This is a genomic window from Pseudomonas sp. GW821-FHT07G06 (assembly GCF_058986625.1).
The window spans coordinates 123,090-146,714 of sequence record NZ_JBYSVW010000017.1 but is presented as its reverse complement, the minus strand read 5'-3'; the positions used below and the strand labels follow the sequence as shown (position 1 = coordinate 146,714).

The window sequence follows — 23,625 nt, the reverse complement described above, 5'->3', positions numbered from 1 at the left end:
GCGACTTTTTTCGGCTATCGAGCCAAATCTCTACAGTCAGATCGACCGCTGATTCACGCGCTGAGTCAGCGCTTGCGCGGACTCTTTGCGTTCCGAGTAGCGGTCAACCAGGTCGGGGCGATCCCGTAGCAGCAGGGTGAATTTCACCAGTTCCTCCATGACGTCTACCACCCTGTCGTACAGCGATGAGGGTTTCATGCGATTGGCGTCGTCAAACTCCAGAAAAGCTTTTGGCACGGAGGATTGATTGGGGATGGTGAACATGCGCATCCAGCGTCCCAGCACACGAAGCTGATTCACCACATTGAAGGACTGGGAGCCGCCGCAGACTTGCATGACCGCGAGGGTTTTACCCTGGGTTGGGCGAATGGCCCCCAACGCCAACGGCACCCAGTCGATTTGCGCCTTGAACACTGCAGACATCGAGCCGTGGCGCTCTGGCGAGCACCAGACCTGTCCTTCAGACCACTGCATCAGTTCGAGCAGTTCCCGAACTTTCGGGTGGTCGGAGGGCGCGTCGTCCGGTAGCGGCAGGCCGGAGGGGTTGAAGATCCGCGTCTCGGCGCCGAAGTGTTCGAGCAACCGGGCTGATTCCTCGACCAGTAGGCGACTGAACGACCGCGCACGAGTCGAGCCGTATAACAACAGGATGCGCGGCTTGTGCTGGTCGTTGCGTCCATTGTCGATGGGGTGGGTCAGTGCCGTGTCGAGATTGGGCAAGGAATGGGTCATAGGGGCTCCGGTCAAAGCGTGCCGATGCGCTCGAGTTCGCGCTTCAATGCATCGCGGTCAAGTTGTGCAAAAGGCAGTTCGAGGAAGGCCCGGCAGCGCGTTTCGATGCGCGCCAGGGTTGAGTGGAACGCTGCCGCTACCTGTGCTTCATCGCCCGTTATGTCCGAGGGGTCTTCCAGGCCCCAATGGGCTTTCAGTGCCGGTCCGAAGTACACCGGGCACGCCTCGCCGGCAGCCTTGTCGCAGACCGTGATGACGATGTCCGGCGGGTTGGCTTCGAAAGCCTCGTTGCCTTTGCTGCTCAAGCCGTCGATGGCAATGCCGGCCTCTTGCAAGGTGCTCAGGCTGCGGGGCAGCACCTGTCCCTTGGGGAAGCTGCCGGCACTGATCGCCTCGAAGCCTTCTGGCGCGAGATGGTTGAACATGGCTTCGGACAGGATGCTGCGACAGCTGTTGGCGGTACACATAAACAGAACGCGCATGGTGACTCCTCTTTGCGGTCGTACAGGGCTATACGCTCAGGCGCAAGGCCAGGGCAGACAAGGTGATGAGCAGGATCGGCAGGGTCAGGACCACGCCGACCCTGAAGTAGTAACCCCAGGTAATGCGGATGCCCTTGCGCTCCAGAACATGCAGCCAGAGCAGGGTGGCCAGGCTGCCGATGGGGGTGATCTTGGGGCCCAGGTCAGAGCCGATGACATTGGCGTAGATCATGGCTTCACGCACCACGCCTGTGGCGTCACTGGCTTGAATCGACAGTGCGCCCACCAGCACCGTGGGCATGTTGTTCATGCCCGATGACAGCAAGGCCGTGAGCAGGCCGGTGCCCAGCGCGGCGCCCCAGACGCCGAACTCGGCCATGCGGTTCAGGGCCATGGTCATGTAGGTGGTCAGGCCGGCGTTTTTCAGCCCGTACACTACCAGGTACATGCCCAGGGAAAAGATCACGACCTGCCAGGGCGCTTCACGCAGCACCCGGCGGGTGGAAATCACATGCCCGCGCGCCGCCACGGCGAACAGCAGCGCGGCACAGACGGCTGCGATGGCGCTGACCGGAATGCCCAGGGGCTCCAGGGCAAACAGCCCGACCAACAACAGGGCCAGAACCATCCAGCCGACGCGGAAGGTCAGGGGATCACGCACGGCGCGTCGCGGATCCATCACGTCATCGAGCGCGTAGTGCCGGGGAATGTCACGACGGAAAAACCGGTACAGCACCACGAGGGTGGTCGCCACGGCAACCAGATTGACCGGCACCATGATGGCGGCGTATTCGGCGAACCCCAGGTCGAAGTAGTCCGCCGAAACGATGTTGACGAGGTTGGACACCACCAGGGGCAAGCTCGCCGTGTCGGCGATAAAGCCGGCGGCCATGACGAACGCCAGGGTGGACGCTGGCGAAAAACGCAGTGCGAGCAGGATTGAAACAACGATGGGGGTCAGGATCAGGGCGGCGCCGTCATTGGCAAACAACGCGGAGACCCCGGCCCCCAGCAGTATCGTGAAGACGAACAGGCGTCGCCCGTCACCCTTGGCCCAGCGCGCCACATGCAAGGCGGCCCACTGGAAGAACCCGGCCTCATCGAGCAACAGACTGATGATGATCAGCGAGATGAAGGTCGCGGTGGCGTTCCAGACAATGGCCCACACCAGCGGAATATCGTGCAGCGTCACAACGCCTGCCAGCAGGGCCAGAACCGCGCCCAGGGCGGCGCTCCAACCGACGCCCAGGCCCTTGGGTTGCCAGATGACCAACACCATGGTGAGCAGGAAAATGGAAAACGCAGTCAGCATGTGGATTCTCGACGGTTGAGGGGTCAGCAGCAGGCGGCAGTGTTGAGAGGGCGGTCGCCCATGGCGTTCAGGCGGGTGCTGTTGTCCTCGAGCCAGTCGGCGTTTGCTGCCAGCGTGGTCTGCAGAACATCACGCACCCACGCGGGCAGATCAGGGTTGAGCCGGTAATACACCCACTGCCCCTGGCGGCGGTCGAGAAGCAGGCCGCATCCGCGAAGCTGTGCAAGATGACGGGAAATTTTTGGCTGGCTATCGTCCAGGGCGCAGACCAGCTCACACACGCATAACTCGCCTTCACGGGCGATGAGCAAAGTGGCCCGGGCGCGGGTTTCGTCGGACAGGCATTTGAATACAGCGGCAGGGTTGAGCATTGGTGTGGCTCTGTACATATGGTTATTCGAATATACGTTTATCCATATGTTTAGTGCAAGTCGCTCGGACTCAAGAAGGGCAAGGTGGTTCAGGTATGCGATAGACTTGCGCTGTTTCGACACAAGGCAATGGAGATGCAGTGCATGGAATCGTTTAGCGTTCGCGAGCTGAAAACCACTGACGCTGAAGCTTTACTGGCGTTCGAAATCCGCAACCGTGAATGGTTCGAATCGCATATCGATGCGCGCGACCCTTCGTTCTATTCGTTGCGCGGTGTCGTCGATCATATCGACAGCTATCTGTCGGGTTTGGCCAGCGGCGCCTGGCACCCGTTTGTCATCGAGGACTCAAGCCAGGCAATCGTTGGTCGAGCCAATCTGAAAAGCATCGACCTGGCGATGGGGTCTGCCGAAGTGGGTTATCGGATCGATCAGCGCGCGTGCGGGCAGGGGCTGGCAACACTGGCGCTGAGGCATCTGATCCAGCAGGCACGGATGCGCTGGGGACTGGCGCAACTGGTGGCCTATGCCTACAGGGAAAACCTGGGCTCCAGAAAGGTACTGGACCGCTGCGGATTCAAGCTTGAGCAACCTTGCCGTGACGACAGCCCGGGCAGCGAAGAGCGATTCGTCCTGTCGTTCCAATAGTTCTGCCAGCCCGCAGCAGGTTGCAGCGGGTTACTCCTGATCCTGATCTGCCGCCACCTCTTGCCAGCTGTCATCGGGGTCAAAGCGCTTCATCGCCAGCGCCAGTTTTTCACCTTCGGGCCCCAGGTCTTTTTCGAACACCTGGCCTTCGTGACTGATCATGAAGCTCATCACCCCGGTGACGTTGTACTTCGCCGGCCAGGCGATCAGGGCAAAGCCGCGGCTCATCTTGTCACCGATGAGGTAACTGTAGGCACCACCCGGTGCCGAAGGCCCCTGGCCGTGAAGGATGCGGAAGCGGTAGCCATGCCATTCTTCGTCGGCAATGGCTTTGCCGAACGAAGGCCCCAGCGGGCTGATCTGGCCGCTATCGTCTTGCGCCCAATAGAGTCCGTCGTGCTTGCCGGGGGTGCTGAAGATTTTCTGCGCATATTCGAGTGCGCCATCACCGTCCCGATCGACTGACGCATAGTCCATCTGGGCGTCGTGATAGGCCAGCACCGATTGCACCGCGTCGAGTTCATTGCGGCCGATCTGGCGTGCGCGGATCTCGGCACTGCCGGCCTTCAGGTCGAAGCGCCAGCCGCTTGCCACTTTTACCAGGGGGATCGGCAGTGTCCAGTTCTCGGGGCCGACCGCCAGGATGCCCTTGTTGTCACCGCTTTTTTCAATGTGGTGTTGCTCGCGGTACTGCTGCAAAAACGCATCGACGTCTTTGCGCTGCACGCCTTCACGCGGGATGTAATTGTGCCAGTCACTGCCGAGCAGTTCCGTCAGGCGTGCCTGGTCGGCGTGTTCCGTACCCAGTGCCTGGACCAAGGCCTCAGCGGCCTTTTCCGGGGTTGGAAAGGCCTGCTGCGCCGTCGCCATGCACGACCACAACAAGCCGGCAGCTACCGCAAGGACAGGAGGCAGCAAGCCCATGAGTCCTTTCACTCGAGGATGGTTTTTCAACGACGGCCCCCCCTTTGACGCGCTGGTGGATTGGACGGCCGACTGACCTGGTGACCGGCCGAACGGGCGGCACTGGGACGATGGGCGGATGCCTGGCTGGCCCGGCCACGATTGGCCTGGACGTTGGCCTGGGACGGTGAGCGTGCGCCGGCAAACGCATTGTTGCGGGCACTGCCGGCACTGGCGGCCGGCCGTTTGTTCGGCGCTTGCCGCGTCTGCGCCGCGCCTTCTCTGCGCTGGTTCAACTGGGCGGACTGGTTTCTGGGTTCCTGGCGGGCCTGGGTCCTCGGCTGCTGATTTTCCCGGGTGTTTCTGGCGGTACCCTGGCCTCTGTCAGCCGCCTTGGGCCTGTCCGCACCGCCCTGTAGCCGATTGCCGTCCGCGGCTGCGGACTGGAGTTTGCGCGTTTGATCACGGGCTTCGCGGTTGCTGGTGGCGGGTCGTTCGATACCGTGCTTGTCCATTGAAGTGCGGGCCTTTTCACGGGCCTGGGCGCGCTGGGCAGTGTCCCCGCGATAGGCTTCACGCTGACTGGCACCGTTGAGTTGGCGGCCGTACTGTGCGCGGCTCGCATTGTCCCGGTAGGGCACGCCATTGCGGTGCACCGGGTTGTGCTGCCATTTGTTGTTGGTGATCCGGTTGTTGGCGTTGATGTTGTTGTAGCGATTGACGTCGATGTCGATGTCGTTATTGCCCCAGTCACATTCACCCCACAACGATCCAATGATCGCCACGCCGGCGCCAAACGCGAGCCCGGCCATCAGGGCCTGGCCAGGGTAATAGGCCGGTGGCGGTGGGTAGTACACGGGCGGCGACGCCGGGTAGGGCCAGGTGCCGTAGGTGGTCGTCGGGTTATACGTGGGGACGTACACCACCTGCGGATCGGCAGGCTGAATGATGATGGTGGAGCTGCTGGCCGGCGCCGGCGCCGGCGCCGGTTCCGCAGCAGGCGCTGGCGCTGGCGCCGCATTCGTGGTCGCAGGTGCTGGCGCCGCGACATTCTGGATCGTCACGTTCTGATACTGGTTACTCTGCAGATTGCCGGCCGCCTGTGCCTGGCGACGCAAGCGTTGCGCGCTTTCCATGACATCGTCGGGCTGCGCCAGGAAGGCATCACCCAGGCGTTGCACCCAGACGGGATCCTGCCCCAGCGTTGCCAGAACCTGCGGGAAGGCGACCAGCGCCTGCACGCTCGGATCCCAGGGCTGGTTCGCCACCTGTTTGACCGCGTCGTCGCCCTTGGCGTCCGGGTGCGCTTTGGACCAGCTGACGGCCTCGCCGACTTCCCCGGGGTAGGTGGTGGCCATCAGCACCTGTGCAAACAGAGGGTCCGGGTACAGCGCAATGGGCGCCAGCATCTGATCCAGCTGTTCCTGGTTGAACACCGGATCCTTGGTCGCCGGGGCGACGGGCGCCGCATCGGCCGCGCTTGCCGGTGCGGGGGCTGCGGCGGGTGCCGGAACCGGGGCCGGTGCGGCAGCGGTCTCATCCGCACCCCGTGCCAGGCTGGAAGATCCGCTCAATAACAGTACGGCCGACAACGCGTAAAGTAATGGAATGTGCATTGCACCCCCCATGTGGTCAGGCAGGCTTGAAATGAGTGGATCAATCCCTGGCAGGTGCAAGCCGACTCTGCAAGCCACAGAGCTGCGCCTCGACACCGCTTCCTAATGGTAGCAGCTCATTTGAAGGACCCCGGCTGGCTTTGAAACGCTGTGATCCAGGTCCTGATTCTGATCAATGTGCGCTGGCATCGCTTTCGTGTTCTTCGGCAAATGCCATGAACACGTCCAGGTCCAGCACATCCAGCCTGATCCGGGAAATGAACGCCGAGAAGGCCAGGTTCGCCGCCAGCAGACGCAGATCAGAGGCCCAGGCCGGAAGGTAGGTCGGTCCCTTGAGCCAGCCGGACTCGAACAGTGGCGCCAGGCGTACGGTGTCCGCCAGGCTGAGGCGCCCTGCAAACAGATGCCCGATCAGTTCCGGCCGGTTATCGCGGATTGCAATGCGCAGCAGGGTGTGGACGCCGAGCAGCCCGGTCAGGTAAGCGGCATCCTTGGTAAAGGCTGAACCGCCCCGCAGATCGGCGCCGCGGAACACCCGTTGGGTAGAGCGGAAGGATTCCTCCTGCGTCTGCCCGGCCGCCAGAAAACCTTCGAAGACCTGGATGAAATCGGCGCCCTCCAGCGCCTGCTGGACGGCCAGCACGCGCAGGGCCAGGCGACGCAGGCGGTTGATGTCCATGCTGCCGGTGAACAGTTCGGCCAGGGTGGCAATGCCCTCCTGGGTCTGGGTTGTGCGCGGTGCGCCCAGGCCCAGGCTTGTGAGGTTGGGCTGCCGCGCGCCGTTCTGGGCGGTGGCGACATGCACGAAGGCCTCGTGTTGCAACAGTTGATGCTTGTCCAGCTCCGTGAACAGCGCACTGGCCCGCAGGCGAATGCGGCTCGATCCGGCGATGGCCTTGGCGGCCAGGTTCGGATCGAGCACGACCGTGATCTGTCCGGCGCCGAAGAAACGGTCCAGTTCCGGTTGAATCCAGGCGGCGAACACTTTGGCCGGGATCTCGGCGGGGCAGGATGGAATTCGTGCGCCCCCCAGCAGGGCGTCGGTGGTCTGGAGGAAGAATCGGGCCGCGTCGAGCATGCTCAGTTGCAGGCGCGAGTAATAGAAATCCGGACGCCGGTACAGCGCTGACGAGTATTGGGTAAAGGCGGGAGTCCCCATGGCCCCCAGCATGTGCCCGGCCGTGGCATAGCTACGGGCGGTCCGGGCCAGGAAATTCCCGGCCGGATGCCCCACATCGCAATGGCTGATAAAGGTTTCCAGGGCGGCGATGTCGGCGCTGTGGTCCCGGGGCTGCAACTTGACATCGGGCAGCGTGGCCCGCCCGCTGCGCCATTTCGCCAGGAAGTCCTCCTCGACGCCATCGGGCCAGGACAGCGCATCGAGCACGCGGATCTTGCGGGTCAGGCCGGGCAGGGCGGCATCGAGTTCGGACAGGGCAGCGGCACTCATGGATAGCTCCTTGAGGGACGAGGTGACGTTACAAAAGCTTAGTCGTCGCGGGCGGTGGCGTGTTGATCCGTACGGGCAAAGTCGATGAAGGCCTTGAGCGCTGCGGGCACATGACGGCGGCTGGGGTAATACAGGTGCAGGCCCGGGTAAAAGGGGCACCAATCGGCCAGCACCTGGATCAGGCGGCCCTCGGCCAGGTACGCGGTGACCATGTCCTCGAACACGTAGGCCAGCCCCACACCTTGCAATGCCGGGCCGACCATCAGGCTGACATCGCCGAGCGTGAGCGGGCCGCTGACGTCGATTTCCTGGGTGATCGCGCCGCGTTCGAATTCCCAGCGGTACATCGTGCCGCTGGGGAAGCGATGGCGGATGCACGGGATGCCATGCAAGTCCTCGGGTTTTCGGGGGGCGGCATGTCGCTCGAAGAATGCCGGCGAGCCCACGACCACCGAGCGCATGTTCGGCCCGACAGGCCGCGAGACCATGTCGGCTTCCAGACGGTTGCCGAAACGTACCCCCGCATCAAAACCCCCAGCCACCACGTCGACCAAGGCGTCGCTTTCAACGATCTCAAGGCGGATATCCGGATACTCCTTGAGGAACCGGCTGACGATCGGCAAGAGCACCAACTCGCACGCCTGTCGGCCTGCGGTCATGCGCAGGTTCCCTGAGGGCTTGTCGCGAAAGCTATTGAGGTCTTCCAAGGCATCATCGATGTCCCGGAAGGCTGGTTTCAGCCGTGCGAAAAGGCGTTCCCCGGCGTCGGTCAGCGCCACGCTGCGCGTCGTGCGATTGAACAGGCGTACGCCCAGGCGATTCTCCAGCGCTCGCAATGAATGACTGAGTGCCGAGGGCGTCAGACCCAGTTCGACCGCTGCCCGGCTGAAGTTCAGGTGCCGGGCGATGCACAGGAAGATCGACAGGTCGGCGGTGGAGGGGGATTTCATTTGTGAGCGCCTTTCACAAAGTCATGCAAAATTGCTGGGATTATCACATCAGTAGCACAGCCTTAAAGTGGCATCAACTCATCGAGAAGGCCCGGCAACAACGCTCGGGTCGCTGACAGGAGGAGTTGAAATGCGTACCTGGTTCATTACTGGCGCTTCCCGTGGTTTTGGCACCCTCATCGCAGAACACGCCCTGCGTGCCGGCGACGCTGTGATTGCCACCGCTCGTCAACCACAAGACATCACTGACCGCTTGGGCGATCACCCGAACCTGCTCGCCGTGCGGCTGGACGTCACCCGCGAGGAAGAGGCGCATCAGGCGGTCGCCGAAGGCATCAAGCGTTTCGGGCGCATTGATGTGCTGATCAACAATGCCGGCTTCGGCGTGCTGGGCGCGGTGGAAGAGACCAGCGCCAGCGAAACACAACGCCTGTTCGCCACCAACGTGTTCGGTGTACTCAATGTCACCCGCGCGGTACTGCCGCACATGCGTCGCCAGCGTAGCGGTCATGTAATCAATATCTCGTCGATCGGCGGCTATCAGGCCTACATGGGGTGGGGCGTCTACGGTTCCACCAAGTTTGCGGTGGAGGGCATTACCGAAGCGCTGCATCAGGAGCTGGCGCCGCTGGGCATCCATGCGACGGTTGTCGAACCCGGCTTCTTCCGCACCGACTTCCTGGACGAGCAGTCGCTGATCAAGACCGCCCTGGAACTGCCGGACTACGAGGAGACCGTCGGCAAGATGCGCCAGTTTGCCGAAGGCGCCAACCATGCGCAGCCTGGGGATCCGGTGAAGTTTGCCGAAGCGATGCTCGCGCTGGTCAACGCGCCGAAACCGCCACAACGCCTGGCGCTGGGCAGCGACACCGTGGCACGCATCGAGGCGAAAAACCGCTTTGTGGAGGCGCAGTTGAGCGAATGGAAAGCGTTGGCGCTGTCCACCGACTTCGAGGTTTGAATCCAGGTCTTTGCGGGTGTCTTGCAACAACCGGGCGGGTCCCGGTTGTTGCATTGACCGTGATCACTTTCAATGCAATGAAGTCTTCTAACCCATGTCGACCGCGACTTGCTGCAGCCAGTCGAGGAACTCGCAAAAGCCGCTCGAATGCTTCACTCGCTTGGGGTAGACCAAGGTGTATCGACCACCGGTAACGATGCGGCCGTCGTGCACGCGTGTCAGTTGCCCGGTGAGCAATTCATCGCGGGTGAGCACGGCGTCGACGAGCGCGATGCCCTGGCCGCATTTCACGGCGACGATGGCGGACTCAAGCGTATCGAACGTCAGGTGAGCGTTATCGCCCCCGGTTGAACCCGGGTAGTACTCTTCCCAGCGACGCCAGTCGAGACGATCCATGCTCGAGTCCACCAGCCGCGCGCTCTTGAGTACCGCTTGCGGGGTCGTCCCGGCGAGCAATGCCGGTGAGCACACCGGAATCAGTTCTTCCTCCCAGAGTTCCAACACTTCGAAGTCGGGCCATGTGGCTGTTCCATAGGCGATCATGGCGTCGATCGATTCAAACGCAAAGTCGGGAAAACGGTGATACACCGTGTCGACGCTGACGGTCACTTCGGGGTGCAATTGATAAAACGCCGTCAGGCGCGGAATCAACCAGCGTGCCGCCATGGTGGGATGGGCGCGCAGGCTGACACTTCTGCCCACCGTTGCGAGCATGTGCGACGCATCCGAGAGCAATCCAATGACCTGCTCGGCAACCGGCACCAGCGCGCTGCCTTCGGCGGTGAGCACGATTTTGCGCGTGTGCCGCTCGAACAGACGGGTTTCCAGGCGCATCTCCAGTTGCGCGACCTGCCGGCTGACCGCGCTTTGGCTGAGGTTGAGCTGCTCACCTGCCTTGCCAAAGTTGCCCGTTTTCGCAACCGTGAGAAATGCCTGCAATAGCTCGATCGATGGCAGTTGGCGGCTCATGTTTCTATGCGTTCCTCACATGGGATTAATGCAGATACATCGCTGTTCATTCGAATGATCGGGGCACATTCTTAGCCGAAACATCGACGTCGCGCTACGCGTCATTCTCAATGTGATGGCCCCCTTATGAACTCACCTGAAGCGGTATTTGCCACTGTGTCGGCATCCAGCCACGAGCGCCTGCCCCGTGAAGTCGACGTGGCGATCATCGGCGGCGGCCTGATGGGTTGTGCGTGTGCGTATTACCTTAGCAAAGCGGGCGCCAGGGTCATTGTCCTGGAAAAAAGCACCCTGGCGGGTCAGCAATCGTCCCGCGCCTGGGGCTTTGTCCGCCAGCAATCGCGTGACGAGGCCGAAGTGCCGCTGATGCAAGCCAGCATCAACATCTGGCGCTCGCTGGAGCACGAACTCCAGGCCGACCTGGGATGGCGCAACGATGGCTGCCTGTTCGTCGCGGGCAATGAGGCTGAACGAGACGGCTACGAATCCTGGCTGACGGTCGCCCGCAGCTTTTCGGTCGATACCGTCATGCTGTCGGCGCGTGAGGTGACAAAGAAACTGCCGGGTTACGCCGTGCCGCAAATGGGTGGCTTGTTCACGGCCAGCGATGGCCAGGCGGAGCCCACGCTGGTGGCTCGCGCCTTCGCCAGGCGCGCCCTGGAACTGGGGGCGTGCATCGTTGAACAGTGCGGTGCCAAAGGTATCGACGTGGCCGCGGGTCAGGTCGTGGGCGTTGAAACCGAACGGGGTTACGTGAAGGCGAACACCGTGGTGTGCGCCGCCGGTGTCACCTCATTCCGCCTGCTCAAACTGCTGGGTATCTCGCTGCCGCAGCAGCTGGTCCGGGGGACGGTGGCGCGGACCACGCCGGGACCGGCGCTGAGCGGCATTTCCACGATTGCCAACGGCGTGGGCTTTCGGCAACGGATCGATGGCAGCTTCAACATTGCGGACGACGCCCATGTCGACGTCGACATGACGCTTGGCCATCTGCGCGCACTGCATTGGTATGCACCTTCGCTGTGGGCGCACCGTAAGTCTTTCCGGTTCAATCTCAATGGGGCCTGCCTGACGGACCTGCACCAGCGCATGCCGTGGTCGCAAGCATCGCGCTCTGGCGCCGGGATTCACCAGCGCAATCCGCTGATCAAGCCCAACGACAAGGGGCTGGCAGCGGCCATGGGGGCGCTCAAGGCCGCGTTCCCCGGGCAGATCGATACGCAAGTTGTTGACCGTTGGGCGGGCGGCATCGATGTCTTGCCGGACGGCATTCCGGTCATCGACGCGCAGACGTCGCCGCGCGGCCTCGCCGTCGCCACCGGTTTCTGCGGCCACGGCTTTGCCATGGGGCCCATCGTGGGCAAAACCCTGGCGAACTGGATCGACTCGGGCGATCCGGGGCTGGACATGCGCCAGCTGCGTCTGTCGCGGTTCGCCGAGGGTGACGTCAAGCCGCCATCTTCACTGTTTTAGTCGATATCCACGCGCCTGCCTTTGGAGGGCATCACGGTGACAAAACCTCTCGCACCCAATACCTACTACGATCCCGCGTCGGTGGCAGGCAAGGCGCCGCCGATCAACGACCAGACCGACATTCTGATTGTAGGCGCCGGTCCGGCCGGGCTGGCTGCCGCCCTGACCGCGGCCGGCCATGGCCTACGTGTCACGCTGGTGGACGAAAATCCGGTGCCCCTGGAAACCATGGGCGAGGAGGTGCCACTGCATTTCGGCGCAAGAATGGGCGCTGCGGTCGCCAATCGCAACAGTGTGCTGCAGACCCTCCTTGACGCCCGCCCGGAGATTGCCGAGGCGCTTGAAGCCGGTGTCGATGTGCGGCTGGGCACGGCCGTCTGGGGGCTGTTTCCCCAACAACCCACCACAGCGTGGATCGAGGGCGCCGTTGCCGGTCTGGCCGATGGGCAAAACACCTGCCTGCTGGGTTTCAAACAGGTGATCGTCGCCGCCGGAAGGCGTGACATGGGGCTCGCGTTTGACGGTTGGCATCGCCCCGGCGTCATGGGCGTCAGCGCGGCTCATCGGCTGGCGACGGTTTACCAGGCGCTGGAATGCAAGCGCGCCGTGCTGGTCGGCAGCGATACACAAGCACTGGCGACGGCCCATGCGCTGCTCGGCAGGGGCGTGCAGATTGCTGCAATCATTGAACAGGCCGGGCAGGTGAGCGGCGATGCAACGCTGCTCGGCCTGCTGGTCGAACAGGGCGCCCGGGTCTTGACCGGGCATGTCGTGCGCGAGGCGCTCGGCGATGCATCCGGTGTCAAGCGGATTGCCGCTGTCGCTGTCGACGCGCAGGGTCGCCACCTGCGCGAGGCGGTACAAGAGATCGAATGCGACACGGTACTGCTGGGCGTAGCGGCCATTCCAGCGATCGAACTGGTCGAAGCAGCAGGGTGCAGCGCTTCATTTCAAGCCAGTCGCGGCGGCCATGTTCCTGACACGGACGGCGCACAGCGCACTTCGTTGCCCTTCGTGCTGGTAGCTGGTGACTGCGCCGGTGTCTGGGCATCGAAAAGCCTCGACGAGCGTATTGCCCGACACGAAGGGCAAGTCGCCGCCCACACGGCGCTTGCCGCACTGGGTATCGATATCGCCCGACACGACGAGGCGGTTGTGCCTGACGAGCCTGTTTTCGACATCGCCGCCTATCGCACGGCGTGGGTGCGCGCGTCCACGGTCCATGGGCAGAACCAACCCTTTGTTTGCCAGTGCGAGGAGGTGACGGCCAGCGAAATCCTGGCGCAACAGCCGCCGCGATACCTGGGCTGGGCACCCGCCGATGCCGCCTTGGCCAGCACGATGCAGGACAGTTCGCTCAACCCGGATGTGACCAAGCGTCTGACACGTGCCTGTATGGGGCCGTGCCAGGGCCGCCGTTGCCGCGAGCAGGTCGCTTGCCTGCTCGGTATCGGCGCCGGCGTGAGTGTCGACGCCATTGCGCTGGCTTCGTTTCGTCCGCCGGTTCGCCCACTGTCGCTGCAACAGGCGGGGCAGCTCGAGGAATCGCCGCCAATGCGCAGTCGCTGGGATGCATGGTTCGACATGCCGTCGCAGTGGATGCCGTTCTGGCTGTGCACCGGGCAACAGACCACGGCCAGGTACCCGCAAGACGCGGGCCCTGACTCCATCCCGACGCATCAGGAGGTCTGACATCATGCAAACAGTCAAGAAGTCGTCCAACAGTGCGAGCGTGGTGATCATCGGGGGCGGTGTGACCGGATTGAGTGCCGCCTGGTGGCTGGCACGCGATGGCGTCGATGTGTTGGTCCTGGAAGCCGGCATGATTGGCTGGGGCGCCTCGGGACGTAACGGCGGCGGTTGTTCGCATCACCACAGTCCGCTGTTTGTCGAAGAACAGCGGCTCTGGCCGATGCTCGATGAGCTGCTCGGCTATCCGACCGAGTATCGTGCGGACCGCATCAGTATCGACCTCACCGAACAGCAGATTGCGCTCGATGAAAAAGTCGTGGGCGAATCCGCCTGGTACGGCTTGCGTACCGATCGGCTGGACCCTCGACAGGTGCGTGAGCTGGTCCCCTTTGCCGGTGACAACGTGTTGGCCGGCTATTACTACCATTTCGGCGGCCACGCCAATCCGCACCGTACCCTGCAGGCTTACGCCTGGGCGCTGCAGAATCTCGGCGGCCGGATAAACGAACACTCGCCCGTCGTTGCCATCGAGCGCCACGGCGAGCGCGTGACGGGCGTGCGTACTGCACAAGGCCTGATCTCCTGCGACCACCTGGTGATTGCCGCGGGTCCGCACACCGGAGCCTTGGCGGCGCAACTGGACGTCGATATTCCGCTGGTGACCGCGCGTGCCGAGATGATCGTCACCGAGCCGCTGCCGTTACTTGAGGTCGGCGGGGTGGACGGTAACGGTCTGTATGGCCGGCAAACCCTGCGCGGCAACCTGGCGTACGGTGGCGGCCCCCACGAATGGGTCGAGCTCGCCGATCTGCATGGCACTCGCCCGCAGTCGACGCCCTTGCAATGCAATATCGCCAGGCGACTGGCCGAGCTTTTTCCCAAGGTGGCGCATAAACGCGTGATTCGCAGTTGGGCCGGCTTCATCGAAAACACACCGGACGGTCGCCCGGTCATTGATCGTCCTGCGGGGCTGGATAACGTCACCGTTGCGTCAATGTCCGGTGTCGGTTTCGGACTCTCGCCGGCAAGCGGTCATGCCATTCGCGATCTCGTCGTCGACGGCACGTGCAGTTTCGCGGACCTCACGACCTTTTCGCTCTCGCGTTTTGCGACGCTGGAGCGGGACTGGCAAGCCATCCAGGGCTGGCTGCCGTTGCCTGCTCCCGGGGCCTGAACAAGGTAGAAATGAAAATCGCTGTGCGTAATTGGACCATTTATTTGTCACTATCCTCCTGATAAAAAAAGGATCGACCATGAAACGAATGTTCCGCAATCTGACGTTGCTGGCCTCAATCGGCATGACGCTGTGTTCCTTTTCAACGTTCGCCAGTGCAGCACAGGAAACGCTGCGTTTCGGGGTGGCCGCCGAGCCGTATCCGCCTTTTCTGGTCAAGACACCCACCGGGCAATTCACCGGCTTCGAGCCGGATCTGATCCGGGCGCTCTGCGAGCAAATGAAAGCCCAGTGCGAGATCAGGGAAGTGGCATGGGACGGCATCATTCCCGCACTGCTCTCCAACAAGTTCGACGTACTCTTCAACTCGATGGGGATCAGTCCGGAACGCCAGAAAGTCATTGCCTTCTCGCGGCCATACTACGAAACGACGGGGATCTTTGTCGCCGCGAAGAACGTCGACCTGACACTCACGCCAGAAGGTCTGGCGGGCAAGTCCATCGGTGTGCAGGGCTCGACCACCAACGCCGAGTTCATCCGTTCCGCTTACGGGAACACCTCGACTATCCGTATCTACAACACGCAGGACGACTGCAATGCCGACCTGCTGGCTGGCCGGATCGACATCATGTTCCTCGACAAGCTTGGCGACATCGAATTCCTGAAGTCCGCTGACGGGGCGACGTTCGAGGAGAAAGGCACCGGCAGCGTCAAGATGGACCCTTTGCTCTATGGGCTGGGCGTAGGGGCGGGCCTGCGCAAAAGTGATACCGAGCTCAAGGCGCGAATCGATCTGGCGCTGACGCAATTGCATGATTCAGGCAAGTACACGCAGATATCGCAGAAGTACTTCCCGATCGATTTGTGGCCGGAGTGAAGGCTGAACGCCGCAAAGCAGCCCCATAGGTGCTGCTTTGCGCCCCTCGGGTTACTCCATGACCGGTGTCGGTTCTTCATTGGTCAGGGCTTTCGGGGCCTTGATGATCAGCAACAACGGCATCACCGCCAGTGACAACAGCATCAGCAGCTTGAAGTCGTCCACGTAGGCGATCCAGCTGGCCTGCACATTGACCAACGCGTCCAGGGCGGAGTTTTTTTTACATCTGCCATACACCCCTTGTAGGAGCTGCCGCAGGCTGCGATCTTTGGATCTTGATTTGGGCCCGTTAAATGCCAAAAGATCGCAGCCTTCGGCAGCTCCTACAAGGAAGGTCAGGTGCGCATCCCGCGTCCGCTGACCAGCAACCAGCACTACGGTCGCGACCACCATGAAGGCGATGCCCACACTGGGATATGAAAATGCAAAACGGCGCCCCAGGGCGCCGTTTTTTTACATCTGCCGTACACCCTTTGTAGGAGCTGCCGCAGGCTGCGATCTTTTGATCTTGATTTGGGTCCGTTAAAAGTCAAAAGATCGCAGCCTTCGGCAGCTCCTACAGGTCCGTGTAGAGGCTCATCTCAGAGCAGGCTCCACGACACCCCGAGGTACATCGCCATGCCCTCGCCGGGTGTGGAGCGTGCCGCGTCCAGCCCTTTGTCGTCGTAGCCCGGCGTAACCGTGGCGGCATAGTGCTTGTCGGTCAGGTTGCGCAGGTCCAGCCAGGTCTGCCAGTCGCCCTTGGGCGCGTTGTAGCCCAGGGTCGCGCCGAATATGGCGTAGGGATCGGCGTAGTAGCTGTTGGCGTAATCGACCGCCACCTTGGACACCCATTGCGTGTTGACCGCGGCGAAGAAGCCTTGTGGCCAGTCGTAGCGCAGTTCGCCCTGGTAATAGTGCATCGGCAGGCCCGGCAGGCGGTTGTCGCCGAAGCGGTCATCGTCGCGGTAGTGGAAGTCACTGAAGGTATAGCTCTGGCGCAGGCTCAACTGGCCGCCATCGCCCGGCGACCAGAGCGGGCTCAGCAGGCTGGCTTCGACGCCCTGGTGCACGGTGGGGCTGGCGTTGAGCTCGTACGGCGTGGTGGCGTTGGCGTCCGGTAACACCGAGAGCAATTCGTGGTGCACCTGGGCGTAGTACCAGGCCAGGCTCCACTGGCCCAGGGTGCTGTCACCGCGACCACCGATTTCCAGGGTGGTGGCGGTCTGGTTTTGCAGCGTGACCGGATCGCGCTGGGCGCCTGTGGCGGGGCCGCTGCCGGCGGGGAAGCGAATGTTGGAGCTGTAGATCAGCGACCAGGGGTGCGGCGCCTCGACCGAGCGACTGAGGTTGCCGAACAGTTGCAGGTCAGGTGTCAGCTGGTAGCGCAAGCCCACGCGCGGTGCATAGTCCCAGTCGTGCAGGCTGGTCTTGCCGCCTTCCTGCGGATAGGTGACGTCGCTTTCACGGCGGGTGTAGATGGCGGCCAGGCCCGTGGTCAGCCACAGGTCGTCGGCGATCTCCAGGTCGTTGCCGACATGCAGGACCGTGTCCGAGCCCTGGTAGGTGAAGTTGCGCATCAGCGTGCCCGGTGCGTAACCGGCGGTGTTGCCGGTGGGGATGCGCACGAACTCGCTGGCGCCTGAGTTGGGCAGGTGTTTGGTCACTCGCAAGCCCAGGGTGCTCTGGCTTTGCAGGCCCCAGAGCGTGTCGCGGCGCTTGTAGTCGAACGTGCCGCTAACGTCGGTGTACGCCACCTTCAGGCGGTTGGGCCCCTCGCGCAAGTCCATGGGGTAGTCGTGGTAGACCAGGCCGGTCTGGATGCTCGAATCGTCATCGAGGTACCAGGTGGTCTTGTTGCCGATAAAGGTGCTGCCGGGCTCGTCGCGGCGATCGTCCCGCGCCACGTAAGCGGGGTTGGCCGCCCGTGGATCGTGCTCGATGGAGTGCTTGGTCACCCGTCCCGCGAGGTCGTTGTCGGTCTGGCGGTGGCGCAGGTAGAAGCGCGTTTCCAGGTTCGGGTTGAAGCGATAACCGAAGTTGGCGATGACGCCCTGGCTCTCGCTGGCCGTATGGTCCTGGTAGCCGTCGGCGTTTGCGTCGGTCATGGCCACGTAGTAATCGAAGTCACCCAGCACCTGTCCGGAACTGACCTGACGCTGCTGATAACCGTGACTGCCCGTTGCGTAGCGTACCTGCAACTTTGGCGCGTTGTAGCCGGTATGGCTGACGTAATCGATGGCCCCGCCCAAGGCCAGGGCACCGCGGTCGAAACCGTTGGCGCCGCGCAACACTTCCACATGGTCGAGCCACAGCGGTTCCAGCAGTTCATAGGGCGTGCCGCCAGGGCCGGTCAGCGGCAGACCGTCGAGCATGGTGTACAGCCCCGAGGCATGGGCACCCGGTGCACGGTTGATGCCCGATCCGCGGATCGAGATCTTCACCCCCTCATTGCCCGCCGACTGGGCATAGATCCCGGGCTGATAAGCCAGCACATCCTGGTTACTCGCCACACGGCCCTGCAGCGGACGGCGCATGTCGACCACATTGGTACCACCGGGTACCTGGGCCAGCCGGGCCCTGGCGTCCTCGATCCCCTGGTCTTCGTCACTCTGGTCCTCGGCCCCGATCAGCACTTGCCCCAGTTCAAGGCCCTGAGCCTCGGTCATGGCCGGACAAACAAGGGCCAGGCCCAGCAGCGCGGCGGGCAAGGAATTAGGCGAGGGCATTGGGAAACTCCAGACGTACAGGGAACGGACAATGAACAGTGCGACGCAAGAATGAACGAAGGGAACACATGGCAATTTGGTTTTTTGCCCACCGGATATGTCCAGTGGCGTTGACGTCACTGCAATGCCCGAGTCCGGGTCAGGCTGAGCAATACGTTCAGATGGCGGAATAGTCTCAGGCGATGTAGCCGCCAATGCCATCCCAAAGTAGCTTCACGGCGGTGACCACCAGCAAGCCGTAACAGGCGCGGTACATCTGGCGTTGATCCAGTCTGGCGTGCAGGCGCCAGCCAAGCCAGACACCGCTGGGAACCGCGAGCAGGCAAATGAGCATCAGGCTCAGCACGTTTCCAGTGGGCTTGGCCAGGAGCAGCCAGGGCACCGCCTTGAGGAGATTGCCCACGGTGAAGAACAGGCTGGTGGTGCCGGCATAGAGCTGCTTGCTCAGGCCCAGCGGCAACAGGTACATCGCCAAGGGTGGTCCACCTGAATGCGCGACCATGGTCGTGATGCCCGAGGTGACGCCCGCGGCCACCGCCTTGGGCGATGAGCGCGGGCGTGCGCTGACTTCTCCACCGGCCTTGAACCAGAGGCCGACAAAAATCAGTGTGATCGCTGCCATCACAATGGCGACCGCGCGGTGGTCCATCACGCGAAAGAGTAAATAGCCGACACCAATGCCGACGACCAGGCCGGGTACCAGCAAACGAAGGTCCGGTTTTGACCAGGTGGACGGCTTCCAGTAGCGCAGGCCGAACAGGTCCATGGCGATGAACAGCGGCGCGAGCAGTCCGCCGGCGGTGATCGGGTCCATCACCAGCGACAGCAGCGGGATGCCGACAATGGCAAAGCCGCCACCGAACGCGCCTTTCATGAAGCAGATCAGAAAGACGCCGGCGAAGGTGACAAGGAGCGTGGTGGCGGTCAGTTCCAGTTCCAAGGGGCGGTCTCCTTGCAGTTATCGGTTGAAAATGGGGATTTCATTCCGGGTGGCCGGGTATCCATAATGTCGACCACGACCTGCTTCACAGAAAGTGCCAGTTTTGAGGTTTTTCCATGGGCCAGTTTTCAGATGGGCCGGATGCATCCTTGCGCGGGGCGCAGCGCCGCATCTATGCCAGGCTGCGGGCGCAGATCGAAGAGGGCACGCTCGCAGCGGGTACGAAGCTGATGTCGACCAGGGCACTGGCGGCCGAGCTCGGCGTGTCGCGAACCACGGTGACGGCGGCGTATGAGCAACTGGCAGCCGAGGGCTTTGTCGCGACATCGACGGGTAAGGCTGCCACGGTCGCGAGCATGATCAGTCCCTCGTCCGGGCACACCAGGGGGAACGCGGTGCGGCACAAAGCGCTGCCACCTGCGCTTTCCCTGTACGGGCAGCGTGTTGCCGACCTGAAGCCCTACAGCATGGCATCGCCGGGTGCGCGCATCGATTTCCGCTACGGTTCGGTCGCTTCGAGGGACTTTCCGGCCCTGGGCTGGCAGCGCGCCTATCGTGCCGAACTGGTCAAGCGCCAGCCGAGCCTTGCGTACGGGCAGCCCGAAGGGGAGGCGCGTTTGCGCAGCGCCCTGCAAGGCTATCTGCAACGGGCACGAGGCCTGACGTGCGATGCGGAGCAAATCCTCGTCGTGCATGGCTCGCAGCAGGGACTTGACCTGTGTGCCCGACTGTTATTGAACCCCGGCGATGGGTTCGTCTTCGAGGAACCGGGTTACCGCATGGCCAGATATTGCTTTGAGGCCGTGGGCGCCGTGGCGTTGCCCCTGTCCGTCGACACCTTTGGACTCAATACCGGCGCCCTACCGGAAGATGATGGCGTGCGCCTGGCCTATGTGACGCCGTCGCACCAGTTTCCCATGGGGGCGGTGCTGCCTGTCGCACGTCGCCTGGAACTGCTGGGATGGGCGAGTCGACATCGCGCGTGGATCATTGAGGACGATTACGGCGGCGAGTTTCGTTACGGTCAGCGCCCCATCGACGCGCTGCAATCGATGGACGCGCAAGCCCGCGTCATTTATGTCGGGACCTTCTCCAAGGCACTTTCACCGCAGCTCAGGTTGGGCTATCTGGTGCTGCCACGGGAGTTGGTGCACGTTTTCCGTGAAGCCAAACGGCTGACCGATCGTCACTCACCGCGCTGGGAGCAAAACGTGCTCGCCTCGTTGATCGAGAGTGGCACCTATGAGCGCCACGTACGCCGTCTGCGCCGGGACAATGAGCAGCGGCGAAGGGCGTTGCTGGAGGCCGTCGAGCAACATCTGGCGGGGCTCGGGCAACTGGTCGGCATGGCGGCGGGCCTGCATGGCGTACTGCTGTTATCGTCACTGTGCGCTCAGGATGAGCCCAGGCTACAGGCGCTGGCGCTCGAACGCGGGGTTGGCGTTTATCCGCTCTCGCCGTTGTTTGCCGAACCCTCGTGCACAGAGCATGAGCGACCCGCAGGACTCATTCTGGGTTATGCCGGCCTGACACCGCAGCAGGTTCATGACGGGGTCCGCATTCTTGCTGCCGTGATTCGGGACGTCGAGGAGAAAATGTAAATCATGCCTGCACATATTCGCCTGGCTGTACCCGATGATGCACTGTCGCTGCCCGCTGTTGAGCGTTGCGCCGCTCAGGCATTCCGCTCGATCGATGAGCTGGGTTGGCTGGCGGACGCTGCCACCATGACAGTCGATCGTCACAGGCAGTTGATCGCGTTATCGACTTGCTGGGTGGTTGTCGATGCGCAAGCTCGGCCCATGGGGTTCCTGAGTGCAGAACGCCACGGCAGCGATCTTCATATCCATGAGCTGTCGGTCAAACAGTCCGTGCAGGGACAGGGCTGGGGTCGAAGGCTGGTTGAAACGGCGATGGAATATGCACGCTTGAATCAGCTGGCTTGTGTCACGCTGACGACCTTCACACAGGTGCCGTGGAACGCGCCCTTTTACCGGCGGCTGGGGTTTGAAGTCACCGCTGGGGTAACGCTGGGCAAGCGCCTTGCAGACATCCTGGCACAAGAGTACGGCTGCGGTTTTGAACCCGGGAGCCGCTGCGCCATGTCGTGGCGGGTACCCCAGGTCCCGTAGCCGGCATCAAACCGGACCCGCCGGGAGGGGAATCTTCTTCACGCATTCCCGGAAAACTGTAGGAGCCAGCCTGCTGGCGATGGACTCAAGTGCGCCGCGTTTATCCGTTTAACACGCGTTATCGTTAACGACCATCGCTGGCAAGCCAGCTCCCACAAGGGACCGTGCCCACGCTGAAAACTGTAGGAGCCAGCCTGCTGGCGATGGACTCCAGTGCGCCGCGTTTATCCCGTTTGCCCGCGTTATCGTTAACGACCATCGCTGGCAAGCCAGCTCCTACAAGGGACCGTGCCCACGCTGAAGCTGTAGGAGCCAGCTTGCTGGCGATGGACTCAAGTGCACCGCGTTTATCCAGGTCACCCGCGCTATCGTTAACGACCATCGCTGGCAGGCCAGCTCCTACAGGGGACCGTGTCCGGGTCCAAATCAGGGAAAGAACCGATCAAAGCGTCGGCAATTGCCCGATGCGGCCCATCATTTCGGTCACGATCTGCAAGTCCAGCAGGAACTGCTCGGTCGTCTTGAACTCGTTGTCGTTGTGCCCGGTGTACTTGACGTCCGGCATGGCCAGGCCGAATTGCACGCCGTTAGGCAATTCATGCACGGACGTGGCGCCGGCGGAGGTGCCGAACTTGTGTTCCATGCCGAGGTTTTCGCTGGCCACCGCGAGCAGGGCCTTGACCCATTCACCCTCGGGGTTGCGGAACATCGGTTCGGCAATCGACAGGTCGAAGGTCGGCGCGATCCCGGTCTTCTTGCTCCAGGCGTCCAGCTTGGTGGCGATTTCGGACTTGAGCACCTCGGGCGTCTTGCCTTTCGGCACGCGCAGGTTGACGGCGAGTTTGAAGGCTTTGTCATCCATTCCGACATAGGTCAGGGAAGTGGTCAGCGGGCCCATGAACTCATCGGCAAAACCGACCCCCAGCTTGCCGCCCAAGTAGTCCAGTCCCCAGTTGTCGGCGGCGTAGCGGGCGGCGTCGGTGATCTGGTTGTGCTTGAGCGCGACCTTGCCGTCGAGGCTATTGATGAAGTCGAGCATCCTGGCCACCGGGTTGACGCCGGACTCGGGCTCGGAGGAGTGGGCGGAAACGCCGGTGACCGTCAGTTTGACGTCCTTGCCGTCGACCTTGGCAGCCACTTCGAAGTTGCCGCCGTTGCGCTTGGCGTACTCAGTGCCGGCCTTTTGCAGGCTGGCAGCCAGTTCGGCGGGCTTGTCGGTCACCAGGGTCGCGACCGATGTCGACGGAATCTGGTTGGTGGCCAGGCCGCCGGTCATCGAAATGATTTCTGCGCCTTTGCCCTCGCCAGCACGCTTGGCGAAGCTGGCCATGACGGTGCCGTAGCCTTTCTCGGCGATCACCACCGGGTAGCTGCCATCCAGCGCCAGGTTGTAGTTGGGCGTCGGGTTGCGCTCGAAGTAGTAGGGGATGGCGTCACCGGTGGTTTCTTCGGTGGTGTCGACCAGGAGCTTGAAGTTGCGCGCCAGCGGCAGTTGCTCCTCCTTGATGATCTTCATGGCGTAGAGCGCCACCACGATGCCGTTCTTGTCATCTTCGGTGCCGCGGCCGTACATGCGATCGCCGACCAGGGTGACCTTGAACGGATCGAGGCGGGTGCCGTCCTGCAGCACCCAGTTCTCCGGCGTCACCGGCACCACATCGGCATGGGCGTGAATGCCCACGACCTCGTCGCCCTTGCCTTCGAGGGAGATCTCGTACACGCGGTTGTCGATGTTGCGAAAGTTCAGGTTGAACGCCTGGGCGAGGCCCTTGATCTTCTCGGCGATCTTGAGGAATTCGGGGTTGTCGTGCTGGTCAACGCCGTCCACGCGCACGGTCGGAATGGCCACCAGCTCCTTCAGGGTTTCGGTGGCCGCGCTGCCGTATTTCACCCGGGCATAAAGACCGAGCAAACGATGGATTTCGTTCTGCTGCTCAGCGGACAGCGTCTTGTTGCCGAGGAAGGCACTGATGGCCGGGCCGAGGTCGTCGGTTTTGGCAACATCGCTCTTGGCCAGGGTTTGCAGGAACTGGCGGAAATCCTTGACCGAAGCATCATTGAACGTCTTGAGGATGATCGCGCTCTGTTGCGGTGTGATGTTGGCGTGGGCAGCGCCGGTGAACGACGAAAGGCTGGCGAGCATCAGGGTGGTCGCAGCCAGGTGCTTGAGTGAAAAATCCATTGCTGGGGGCATTCCTTTGCAGGCGGGTTGTAAGAAATATCTGATCGTCTGAT

Annotated in this window: 21 protein-coding genes; 8 read left to right on the top strand and 13 right to left on the bottom strand. The window is 62.5% G+C overall.

What is annotated here, in order from left to right; all coding sequences use genetic code 11:
• Window positions 1–36 precede the first annotated feature (36 nt).
• Genes arsH through AC3WJW_RS24575 form a run of 4 tightly spaced genes read right to left on the bottom strand, consistent with a single transcriptional unit; the run spans window position 37 to window position 2,897 of the window.
• Window positions 37–732 (bottom strand): arsenical resistance protein ArsH, encoded by a 696-nt coding sequence (gene arsH / locus AC3WJW_RS24590; RefSeq protein ID WP_493727745.1) that lies wholly within the window; start codon window positions 730–732, stop codon window positions 37–39.
• Between the two features lie 11 nt (window positions 733–743).
• A complete protein-coding gene (locus tag AC3WJW_RS24585; RefSeq protein WP_493727744.1) occupies window positions 744–1,214 on the bottom strand; it encodes an arsenate reductase ArsC in 471 nt (156 codons plus the stop codon).
• A 28-nt stretch (window positions 1,215–1,242) separates the two neighbouring features.
• Complete coding sequence (locus AC3WJW_RS24580) at window positions 1,243–2,526, bottom strand: arsenic transporter (protein ID WP_493727743.1); 1,284 nt, start codon at window positions 2,524–2,526, stop codon at window positions 1,243–1,245.
• A 23-nt stretch (window positions 2,527–2,549) separates the two neighbouring features.
• Window positions 2,550–2,897: a metalloregulator ArsR/SmtB family transcription factor gene (locus AC3WJW_RS24575; protein ID WP_095966895.1), complete on the bottom strand. Its 348-nt coding sequence runs from the start codon at window positions 2,895–2,897 to the stop codon at window positions 2,550–2,552.
• Window positions 2,898–3,041: 144 nt separating this feature from the next.
• On the opposite strand from AC3WJW_RS24575, the gene AC3WJW_RS24570 reads away from it, so the two are divergent.
• Window positions 3,042–3,545 (top strand): GNAT family N-acetyltransferase, encoded by a 504-nt coding sequence (locus AC3WJW_RS24570; protein WP_493727742.1) that lies wholly within the window; start codon window positions 3,042–3,044, stop codon window positions 3,543–3,545.
• 30 nt (window positions 3,546–3,575) lie between these two features.
• On the opposite strand, the gene AC3WJW_RS24565 is transcribed toward AC3WJW_RS24570, so the two are convergent.
• The 4 genes from AC3WJW_RS24565 to AC3WJW_RS24550 all read right to left on the bottom strand — a co-directional run bounded on the left by AC3WJW_RS24565 (window position 3,576) and on the right by AC3WJW_RS24550 (window position 8,464).
• Window positions 3,576–4,469, bottom strand: coding sequence for a DUF2950 domain-containing protein (locus AC3WJW_RS24565; protein WP_493727741.1), 894 nt, complete (start codon window positions 4,467–4,469; stop codon window positions 3,576–3,578).
• A 26-nt stretch (window positions 4,470–4,495) separates the two neighbouring features.
• Window positions 4,496–6,064, bottom strand: coding sequence for a DUF3300 domain-containing protein (locus AC3WJW_RS24560; RefSeq protein WP_493727740.1), 1,569 nt, complete (start codon window positions 6,062–6,064; stop codon window positions 4,496–4,498).
• A gap of 172 nt (window positions 6,065–6,236) precedes the next feature.
• Window positions 6,237–7,514, bottom strand: a complete 1,278-nt coding sequence (locus AC3WJW_RS24555) for a tyrosine/phenylalanine carboxypeptidase domain-containing protein (RefSeq protein WP_493727739.1) — start codon at window positions 7,512–7,514, stop codon at window positions 6,237–6,239.
• 38 nt (window positions 7,515–7,552) lie between these two features.
• Window positions 7,553–8,464, bottom strand: a complete 912-nt coding sequence (locus AC3WJW_RS24550) for a LysR family transcriptional regulator (protein ID WP_493727738.1) — start codon at window positions 8,462–8,464, stop codon at window positions 7,553–7,555.
• Window positions 8,465–8,594: 130 nt separating this feature from the next.
• On the opposite strand from AC3WJW_RS24550, the gene AC3WJW_RS24545 reads away from it, so the two are divergent.
• Window positions 8,595–9,425, top strand: a complete 831-nt coding sequence (locus tag AC3WJW_RS24545; RefSeq protein ID WP_493727737.1) for an oxidoreductase — start codon at window positions 8,595–8,597, stop codon at window positions 9,423–9,425.
• An 87-nt stretch (window positions 9,426–9,512) separates the two neighbouring features.
• Here AC3WJW_RS24545 and AC3WJW_RS24540 read toward each other — a convergent pair whose 3' ends face one another.
• The gene (locus tag AC3WJW_RS24540) at window positions 9,513–10,394 is read right to left on the bottom strand and encodes a LysR substrate-binding domain-containing protein (protein ID WP_493727736.1); all 882 of its coding nucleotides are present in this window, start codon (window positions 10,392–10,394) and stop codon (window positions 9,513–9,515) included.
• Window positions 10,395–10,520: 126 nt separating this feature from the next.
• Here AC3WJW_RS24540 and AC3WJW_RS24535 point away from each other — a divergent pair, with 126 nt between their 5' ends.
• The 4 genes from AC3WJW_RS24535 to AC3WJW_RS24520 all read left to right on the top strand — a co-directional run bounded on the left by AC3WJW_RS24535 (window position 10,521) and on the right by AC3WJW_RS24520 (window position 15,610).
• On the top strand, window positions 10,521–11,867 hold the full coding sequence (locus AC3WJW_RS24535) for an NAD(P)/FAD-dependent oxidoreductase (RefSeq protein ID WP_493727735.1): 1,347 nt from the start codon (window positions 10,521–10,523) through the stop codon (window positions 11,865–11,867).
• Window positions 11,868–11,903: 36 nt separating this feature from the next.
• The gene (locus tag AC3WJW_RS24530) at window positions 11,904–13,559 is read left to right on the top strand and encodes an FAD-dependent oxidoreductase (protein WP_493727734.1); all 1,656 of its coding nucleotides are present in this window, start codon (window positions 11,904–11,906) and stop codon (window positions 13,557–13,559) included.
• Between the two features lie 4 nt (window positions 13,560–13,563).
• Window positions 13,564–14,733 carry an NAD(P)/FAD-dependent oxidoreductase gene (locus AC3WJW_RS24525; RefSeq protein WP_493727733.1) on the top strand — a complete coding sequence of 390 codons (1,170 nt, stop codon included), beginning with the start codon at window positions 13,564–13,566 and terminating at the stop codon, window positions 14,731–14,733.
• An 88-nt stretch (window positions 14,734–14,821) separates the two neighbouring features.
• The gene (locus AC3WJW_RS24520; RefSeq protein ID WP_493727732.1) at window positions 14,822–15,610 is read left to right on the top strand and encodes a transporter substrate-binding domain-containing protein; all 789 of its coding nucleotides are present in this window, start codon (window positions 14,822–14,824) and stop codon (window positions 15,608–15,610) included.
• Window positions 15,611–15,661: 51 nt separating this feature from the next.
• On the opposite strand, the gene AC3WJW_RS24515 is transcribed toward AC3WJW_RS24520, so the two are convergent.
• The 3 genes from AC3WJW_RS24515 to AC3WJW_RS24505 all read right to left on the bottom strand — a co-directional run bounded on the left by AC3WJW_RS24515 (window position 15,662) and on the right by AC3WJW_RS24505 (window position 19,258).
• A complete protein-coding gene (locus AC3WJW_RS24515) occupies window positions 15,662–16,003 on the bottom strand; it encodes a hypothetical protein (RefSeq protein ID WP_493727731.1) in 342 nt (113 codons plus the stop codon).
• Between the two features lie 188 nt (window positions 16,004–16,191).
• Window positions 16,192–18,318 (bottom strand): TonB-dependent receptor family protein, encoded by a 2,127-nt coding sequence (locus AC3WJW_RS24510; RefSeq protein ID WP_493727730.1) that lies wholly within the window; start codon window positions 18,316–18,318, stop codon window positions 16,192–16,194.
• Window positions 18,319–18,493: 175 nt separating this feature from the next.
• Window positions 18,494–19,258 carry a sulfite exporter TauE/SafE family protein gene (locus AC3WJW_RS24505; protein ID WP_493727729.1) on the bottom strand — a complete coding sequence of 255 codons (765 nt, stop codon included), beginning with the start codon at window positions 19,256–19,258 and terminating at the stop codon, window positions 18,494–18,496.
• A 116-nt stretch (window positions 19,259–19,374) separates the two neighbouring features.
• Here AC3WJW_RS24505 and pdxR point away from each other — a divergent pair, with 116 nt between their 5' ends.
• Both pdxR and AC3WJW_RS24495 read left to right on the top strand, forming a co-directional pair.
• Complete coding sequence (gene pdxR / locus AC3WJW_RS24500) at window positions 19,375–20,859, top strand: MocR-like pyridoxine biosynthesis transcription factor PdxR (protein WP_493727728.1); 1,485 nt, start codon at window positions 19,375–19,377, stop codon at window positions 20,857–20,859.
• A gap of 3 nt (window positions 20,860–20,862) precedes the next feature.
• Entirely contained in the window at window positions 20,863–21,390 is a 528-nt protein-coding gene (locus AC3WJW_RS24495) for a GNAT family N-acetyltransferase (RefSeq protein ID WP_493727727.1), read from the top strand.
• 442 nt (window positions 21,391–21,832) lie between these two features.
• Here the strand turns inward: AC3WJW_RS24495 and AC3WJW_RS24490 are convergent, their stop codons facing one another.
• A complete protein-coding gene (locus AC3WJW_RS24490) occupies window positions 21,833–23,572 on the bottom strand; it encodes a dipeptidase (RefSeq protein ID WP_493727726.1) in 1,740 nt (579 codons plus the stop codon).
• Window positions 23,573–23,625 lie beyond the last annotated feature (53 nt).